General features: G+C 62.6%; 6 protein-coding genes and 1 pseudogene. 6 read left to right on the top strand and 1 reads right to left on the bottom strand.

Annotated elements, in window-relative coordinates; genetic code table 11:
- Positions 1-831: 831 nt before the first annotated feature.
- Both AACR77_RS02735 and AACR77_RS02730 read left to right on the top strand, forming a co-directional pair.
- Positions 832-2,232: an OprD family outer membrane porin gene (locus AACR77_RS02735; RefSeq protein WP_010673291.1), complete on the top strand. Its 1,401-nt coding sequence runs from the start codon at positions 832-834 to the stop codon at positions 2,230-2,232.
- Positions 2,233-2,346: 114 nt separating this feature from the next.
- Positions 2,347-3,177 carry an SDR family oxidoreductase gene (locus AACR77_RS02730; RefSeq protein WP_042879625.1) on the top strand — a complete coding sequence of 277 codons (831 nt, stop codon included), beginning with the start codon at positions 2,347-2,349 and terminating at the stop codon, positions 3,175-3,177.
- Between the two features lie 75 nt (positions 3,178-3,252).
- Here the strand turns inward: AACR77_RS02730 and AACR77_RS02725 are convergent, their stop codons facing one another.
- Positions 3,253-3,585, bottom strand: coding sequence for a DUF1904 family protein (locus AACR77_RS02725; RefSeq protein WP_042879623.1), 333 nt, complete (start codon positions 3,583-3,585; stop codon positions 3,253-3,255).
- Positions 3,586-3,655: 70 nt separating this feature from the next.
- Between AACR77_RS02725 and AACR77_RS02720 the strand changes: the two genes are divergently transcribed.
- From AACR77_RS02720 to AACR77_RS02705, 4 genes and pseudogenes are all read left to right on the top strand, one after another.
- Complete coding sequence (locus AACR77_RS02720; protein ID WP_041214639.1) at positions 3,656-4,543, top strand: TraB/GumN family protein; 888 nt, start codon at positions 3,656-3,658, stop codon at positions 4,541-4,543.
- Between the two features lie 155 nt (positions 4,544-4,698).
- Complete coding sequence (locus AACR77_RS02715) at positions 4,699-4,848, top strand: DUF3149 domain-containing protein (RefSeq protein WP_010673287.1); 150 nt, start codon at positions 4,699-4,701, stop codon at positions 4,846-4,848.
- 116 nt (positions 4,849-4,964) lie between these two features.
- Positions 4,965-5,546 carry a DNA endonuclease SmrA gene (gene smrA, locus AACR77_RS02710; RefSeq protein ID WP_010673286.1) on the top strand — a complete coding sequence of 194 codons (582 nt, stop codon included), beginning with the start codon at positions 4,965-4,967 and terminating at the stop codon, positions 5,544-5,546.
- 106 nt (positions 5,547-5,652) lie between these two features.
- Positions 5,653-6,477, top strand: a pseudogene (locus tag AACR77_RS02705) (carboxypeptidase M32); the annotation flags it as partial.

Below are 6,477 nucleotides of genomic sequence, written 5' to 3'. Positions count from 1 at the left end.
CAAGAGTCAGGAGCACAGGCTGGCGAGCTTCGCCGCCCTCATCGGTCGCATCAGCCAGCACGCCCGCCAGGGCAGCCGCCTCTCGGTACAGGTCTCGGAGCATATCCACCACCAGGCCCAGCAGATCCCCCGTATCCTGAGCCAGACCTGATAACCCCCGGGCCTGGTTCGCACCAGACCCGGGGCGCGCTCCCTGTCAATCTCCCCGCGGCCCGGCCTTGCCGCAACCCTTCTCTTGATGCTCCCGTCACGTCTTCACGGGCGATGACGGGTTGCCTCATCCATTCAGTCACAGACTCCCTCACCCCTTTCACATCCCTGGTCCCCCTGTCTGTCGGGCGACGGCTCACGCTCATGACAGTGGGCATCCGGCCGGGCCCATCTTTTTTTGTGATACAAAATTATATGTTGCCACCGGGTTAACAAAGAAAGTTCTGCCTTGATGGCAAGATCTGCGCAGGAGAACGGTGAAATCACCATGAAAGCGCTGTCATTGCCGACATGAGTGGCCTGGGAGTGCCCACACCAAGAATCATGATTATTTGCACTCGGTCATATTTTTGAAACTTGGCGGGAACTTTACATTGATATTTCGCACCGCGAACGTACTCTTGGTGATGTCAGATCGCCAAGGATCGACAGCCAAAAAATAACGACTGTAACGATGCAGATAGCCCCGACCGATGCGCCAAGGCATCAGGCACAAGGGCTCGACAGAGAACCATTTTTTTGCCCTTCGGGGTGTTGATTGCAATGCCAATACCGAGCGGCGGGTGCCTACCCGGCTGCCGGATAAAAAAGCTAAGTCCATAAAATCAGGAGCAATAACAAATGGAAAAAGTGATCTTCAAGCGCGCCGCGTTGAGTGCTGCCGTGGTCGCGGCACTGGTCGCCCCCGGCATGGCGTTCGCCGCTCAAGACATGATGAGCCCGGAATACGGCAAGTCCTACAGCGCCTTCATCGACGAAGGCAAGCTCACCGGTGGCCTGTTCTACTTCCAGCGTGAGCGTGATCGCGTCCAGGCCGGTCCGGGTCAGGATGGCAAATACCACTCCAACCTGAGCCATGCCACCACCCAGGCAGCCCTGAACTTCAACTCCGGCTATGCATGGGGTGTGGTCGGCGTCGACGTGGGCGGCTTCGGTGCCTACGATCTGGCCGTTGACGAGAGCAATGGCGTCAACGAAGAGAACGAGTTCTCCTTCTGGGGCGACAAGTGGGGTTCAGGTGGTGACGGCGTTCCCGAGAACGGCTTCAGCCTCTCCAACGCCGCCCTGAAATTCAAGTTCGGTGACGCCGTCACCGCCAAGGGTGGTTACACCCAGCTCTATGTACCCGGCATCCTCGGCGTCAACTGGTCCTATCAACCCGGTACCTACCGTGGTGGCCAGATCGAAGGCACCTTCGGCGGCCTCTACCTGACCTACGCCATCGCCGACGAGTACAAGGCTCCCTGGTTCAAGAACACCACCGGCTTCTCCAAGAGCAGCCCCTATGCCAGCGATCCCTTCACCGATGCGAACAAGATCGACTACATCCACGGTCTGGCCGCTCGCTACACCTTCGAGAACGGCACTGCCGTCACCGCCGGCTTCGGTCAGTCCGAAGGCTACATGGACAGCTACCACTTCAAGCTGGCCCACAAGTTCGACGTACTGGGTGGCCTGAACACCAGCTACCAGTTCTACGGTTCCGACACCGAGAACAGCGACTATGACGGCCTGGCCTGGCAACAAGCCCTGACCGCCAGCTGGGCAGCCGGCCCCTATGGCTTCCGTCTGGAAGGCCTGTGGACCAAGGCTGAAGGGGATCTGGGCAACTACCTGCCCCGTCTGACCCGTGGCTATGGCAACTCCCAGGGCGCGAACGAAATCTGGTGGGATTCCCGCTCAGACTGGAACCACAACGACGAGAAGGCCCTGTTCTTCGGCGTGACTCGTTCCCTGGATGATCTGGTGGGTGCACCGGGCTGGGGCGTGGGTGTCTCCGGTGCCTACGGCTGGGATGCCAACAACGGCGACAAGTCCCTGGAAGGCGGCAAAGAGTGGGCAGCCAACTTCGACGTCATGTATACAGTGCAGGACGGCAAGCTGAAGGGCACCCTGTTCAAGCTGCACTACACCGACTACAACAACGAACAGGACGACAAGGGCAGCTGGTACTACCCGAACATGTTCAGCTCCGAGCATGACGTCAAGTTCCACATCATCATGCCGTTCACCATCATGTAATCAGGCATCTGACGTGACCGAAAACCGGGCCTCTGGCCCGGTTTTGTTTTTGGTGGCACCACGCTACCATGCCAGCTTCGGGCCACCTGCCGGCCGTCAATCAGGACCATGCTCATGCCCCATCCCTTCGTGCTCGTCACCGGCTGCTCCAGCGGCATCGGCCTAGCCGCCGCAAGAAAGCTCGGCGCCCGGGGCTTCACCGTCATCGCTTCCGCCCGCAAGGCCGAGGATGTGGCCCTGCTGCAGCAGCAGGGTCTGTTGGCGGTGCAACTGGATCTGGCGGACAGCGCCAGCATAGAGCGAGGGGCGGCAGAGGCGCTGGCCCTGGCAGAAGGGCACCTCTACGGCCTCTTCAACAACGGCGCCTACGGCCAGCCCGGTGCGCTGGAAGATCTGCCCACCGAGGCGCTGCGCGAGCAGTTCGAGACCAACCTCTTTGGCTGGCATCACCTCATTCGCCAGATATTGCCCCCCATGCTGGCGGCAGGCGAGGGGCGCATCGTACAGAACAGCTCGGTGCTTGGCCTGGTGGCCATGAAGTATCGTGGCGCCTACAACGCCAGCAAGTTCGCGCTGGAAGGCTATACCGACACCCTGCGCCTGGAACTCGCGGGCAGCGGCGTGCACATCAGCCTGATCGAACCCGGCCCCATCGACACCCGGTTTCGCGCCAATGCCCGGGAGGCCTTCCTCCGCCACATAGATCCCGCCACCAGCCGCCATCAGGACGCCTATGCCCAGACGCTGGCCAGGCTGGAGCGTGAAGGGGGTGCCCGGGGCTTTACCCTGCCAAGCGAGGCCTGCATCCCGCCGTTACTGCATGCGCTCACGAGCAAGCGTCCCAGGCACCGCTACCCGGTCACCTTCCCGACCAAATTGTTTACCGTGCTGCGCCGCCTGCTGCCAAGCCGCTGGCTTGACAAGCTGCTGATCAAATCCGCCTGATAAAGGGAGCCCGGACGGCAGGGGCCCTCGGCGGGCCTCCTCTTGACATGCACCTGTCTCAGCAACGATGCCCGCTCAATAGTGCTGGCCGTTGCTGTAGTAGTGACTCTTGACGATGGGCAGCACCTGCACCACCACATAGGTCTGCTCCCCCAGCACCCCTTTCAGGTGGCGGGTGATGAGGGCGGCGGCGGCATCCTGCATCTCCTGCGGTCGCTCGAACCAGACCAGCTCCACGAAGGGGAAACCGGCTTCGTGCTGGCCATCTCGTACCCACTGGCTCGGCACGCACTCCAGGGTGACGAACTCCGGCTTGCCACCGGTCAGGGCGCAGAGATCCGTCATCAGGGGGGCGCTTATCCGCTGCAGGGTGTCGACAGAAACTGCCCGAAAACGAAGGTGGGGCATGGGAAACCTCTTGGCTGTGACAAATGAGGACTTATCATAGAGCACTCATCCAGCTCACATAAGGTGCCTCATGAGATTCCATCCCACGCTGCTCTCCTTCCTGCTCTGCCTGCTGCTGCCGCTCCATGCCATGGCCGATCCGGCCTTCTACCGCATCAACAAGGGCAACGAACAGCACTGGCTGCTGGGGTCCATCCACGCGGGCAAACCCTCTCTCTATCCCCTGCCGGACCCGGTGGAGCGCGCCTGGCAGCAGAGCCGCGCCCTGGTGATGGAGGTGGACATGACCCACATCAGCCAGGAGCAGTGGCAGGAGATGGGCGCCATCACCCGGCTCGTCGACGGCAAGACCCTCAAGGATCACCTGCCCATCGACCTCTACCGTCGCACCCTCATCGCCGCGGGCCAGAACGGTCTGAACGAGAGCATGCTGGCCCCGCTGCGTCCCTGGTTTGCGGCCATTACCCTGACCCAGGCAGCCCTGGAGCGCACCGGCTATCGCGGTGAATACGGTGTCGACCAGCACTTCGCCAAGCGGGCGAACGACGGCGGCAAGCCCATCGTCGGGCTGGAGACCCTGCTGGAGCAGCTCGGCTATCTCGCGAGCGTCGGCGACAACCAGACCTTGATGCTGGAGAGCACCCTGGACGAGCTGCCCGACATCCAGCAGGGGTTCGACGCCGTGATGACCGCCTGGCAGAACGGGGACGAGGCCACCCTCATCAATCTGCTCAGGGAGGAGATGGCGCCGCCCAAGCTACAAGCCTGGCTGGAACAGACCCTGCTGGCAGAGCGCAACCGCAACTGGGTCAAGAAGTGGCCCAGCCTGCCGAACGAGAGCTTTATCGTGGTAGGGGCCCTGCATCTTTACGGCGAGCATGGGCTGCTCGCCCTGCTGGAGCAGCAGGGCTGGCGCATCACGCCCCTCACCGAACCGACCCTGGAGAAAGCAAAATAGCGTCCAGTCCGGCGACCTGACACGTCGGATGCGCGTCGGCTCACAGAATTTGCTGCCGATTAAATAACCAGAGAGGGAGTTGATCGAGATCATCCCCTCCCTCCTGAAGAGGTATCTATCATGCCTGTCACCGCCCAGTGACAGGAGTGAACGAGATGGAATTCTGGATGAACCTGATGTTCGGCAACAGCGTGGGGCTGATGTCCATGCTGGTGATTTTCGGCACCTTCCTGCTCATCAGCGCCTATGCGGTCTATTTCATCTACAAGGTGATGCACGCAGAGCCGCCCAAAGAGGGGCAATAACCAGGCTCGCTCAGACCGCCTTACCCGGCAGGGGCCGGGGCCTGCGAGCGTTGCCATTCTAAGGCCCACCAAGGCCCGCTATACTGGCTCCCTCATTTTCATGCGGGGAGCCTGCCGTGTCTCATAACGACGAACTCTCACTGTTCCTGCAGGAAGTGGCCGACGTGCGGCCCCTTCGCAGCGACCATATCGCCCCCGTTGCGGGCAACAGCCAGCCCACCGAGGCGCAACTCGCGCGCCGGGAAGCCGCCACCGCCGAACAACTCACCCTGGATCACCTCGGCACGGAAGCAGTCGAGATGCTGGACCCCCACGCCATCGTCGGCTTCAAGCGTGACGGCGTGCAGGAGGGGGTCTACAAGAAGCTGCGCCTTGGCAAATACGAGCTGCAAGGCTCCCTCGACCTGCACCACAAGACGCTCAACGAGGCCCGTATCGCCCTGGTGCAGTTCATTGCCGAATGCGAAGTGCGGGATATCCGCTGCCTGCTGATCCTGCACGGCAAGGGGGAGCGCAGCACCCCGCGTGCCCTGCTCAAGAGCCATGTCAGCGCCTGGCTGCCACAGTTACCTTCGGTGATGGCCATGCACAGCGCCGAACGCCGCCACGGCGGCAGCGGTGCGCTCTACGTATTGCTGCGCAAGAGCGAGCGCAAGAAGGCGGAAAACCGCGAACGGCACCAGAAGCGCCTCGGCTGACTGCCTGAGGGTGGCACCAGGATGGATGGCAGTGCTAGCATCGGGCGGCCCCGATCATGCCAGGTACGGGGTGCATATCATCAGGGACGATAACAAGGACAATCCCATGTCATACCAGAAACTCGAACAACATCAGCAACAACTGCACCGCCTCTCCCACCTCTCCGCCATCTGCGGCTGGGATCAGGCCGCCATGATGCCGGAGGGGGGCAACGAGGCCCGCGCCGAGGCGATGGCGGAGCTCGGCGTGCTGATCCACGGCAAGCGCACCGCCCCCGAGCTTGGGGAGTGGATTGCCAAGGCAGAGAGTGAACCGCTGGACGAGCACCAGCGTGCGAACCTGCGGGAGATCAAGCGCCAGTGGCAGGATGCGAGCCTGCTGCCGGGGGCGCTGGTGGAGGCGCTTTCCCTGGCCGGCAGCAAATGCGAGCACGCCTGGCGTCGCCAGCGCAAGGAGAACGACTGGGCAGGTTTTGCCCCTAACCTCGAGGAGGTGGTGCGCCTGTCGCGGGAGGTGGCTCGCCTGCGCGCCGACGCGCTCGGGGTACGTCCCTATGACGCCATGCTGGCGCTGTACGAGCCCGGCATGACGAGCGCGAGGCTGGATCAGATCTTCGGCGATCTGACGAGCTGGCTGCCCGGCCTCATCCAGACCGTGAGCGAACGGCAGAAGAGCGACGTGCTCCTTACGCCGCAAGGCCCCTTCCCGATCCCAACGCAGCAGGCCCTCGGCCAGGAGGTGATGGGGCTGCTCGGCTTTGATTTTGCGCACGGCCGGCTCGACGTGAGCAGCCACCCGTTCTGCGGCGGCGTGCCGACGGACGTGCGCATCACCACGCGCTACAACGAGCAGGAGTTCGTCTCCAGCCTGATGGGCATCGTCCACGAGACGGGCCACGCACGCTACGAGCAGGGCCTGCCGCGCGCACGG

It is taken from the genome of Aeromonas sp. ZOR0002 (assembly GCF_963866995.1).
Lineage (GTDB): Bacteria > Pseudomonadota > Gammaproteobacteria > Enterobacterales > Aeromonadaceae > Aeromonas > Aeromonas caviae.
The sequence above is the reverse complement of the archived record's forward strand: the minus strand, read 5'-3'. Positions and strand labels throughout refer to the sequence as shown.

Excerpts from the sequence above, each read along its gene's own strand:
- AACR77_RS02715 (WP_010673287.1), top strand. The coding sequence starts at position 4,699 with ATGGAATTCTGGATGAACCTGATGTTCGGCAACAGCGTGGGGCTGATG.
- AACR77_RS02720 (WP_041214639.1), top strand. The coding sequence starts at position 3,656 with ATGAGATTCCATCCCACGCTGCTCTCCTTCCTGCTCTGCCTGCTGCTG.
- AACR77_RS02725 (WP_042879623.1), bottom strand. The coding sequence starts at position 3,585 with ATGCCCCACCTTCGTTTTCGGGCAGTTTCTGTCGACACCCTGCAGCGG.
- AACR77_RS02735 (WP_010673291.1), top strand. The coding sequence starts at position 832 with ATGGAAAAAGTGATCTTCAAGCGCGCCGCGTTGAGTGCTGCCGTGGTC.
- AACR77_RS02730 (WP_042879625.1), top strand. The coding sequence starts at position 2,347 with ATGCCCCATCCCTTCGTGCTCGTCACCGGCTGCTCCAGCGGCATCGGC.